The organism is Porphyromonas uenonis 60-3 (assembly GCF_000174775.1).
Lineage (GTDB): Bacteria > Bacteroidota > Bacteroidia > Bacteroidales > Porphyromonadaceae > Porphyromonas > Porphyromonas uenonis_A.
The window spans coordinates 1-508 of sequence record NZ_ACLR01000223.1 but is presented as its reverse complement, the minus strand read 5'-3'; the positions used below and the strand labels follow the sequence as shown (position 1 = coordinate 508).

The 508-nt window shown below is 52.0% G+C and carries 1 protein-coding gene; it reads right to left on the bottom strand.

Translation table 11 applies throughout. From position 1 onward, the window contains the following. Positions 1-508: integrase core domain-containing protein (locus PORUE0001_RS08890; RefSeq protein WP_007366116.1), on the bottom strand; the 508-nt coding region annotated here is incomplete at both ends.

Genomic DNA, 508 nt, shown 5'->3' with positions numbered 1-508 from the left:
TGGGCTCGGAGTTTTGAGGCTCGGAGCTGTTGGTGAATCGTTTTTAGATATCTGGTTCTTAGGCGGTTGTGTGGTTAGAGGGTTGGGGTAATCTGGTATGAGCATCTGCATCGGAGTCTTCTTGTTGAGGGCTCGATGAGGACGCGCTGTGTTATAGAGAGCAATCGTTTGCGAGAGGATCTCCCGAACTTGATCTATGGGCTTATCCTCGAAGTTGTAGAGCCAGTCGTTCTTGATGATTCCGTTAAGTCGCTCAGCCATAGCGTTGTGGAGAGGGTTGCCGGTCTGGGTAACGCTGGTTACGATGCCTAGGCTGGCCTCGTAGTCGGTCATCTGCTTGGAGACGTATTGACAGCCTCGGTCGCTATGGAAGATGAGTCCTTTGAGGTCAAAGCCATGCTTTTTGTAGAAGTCAACGGTCTGTTTTAGTGCGTTGTAGGGGCCCTCTGTGGAGAGCGTGGGCTGCAGGTCAAAGCCGGTGATGATGCGGCTATAAGCATCCATCGTC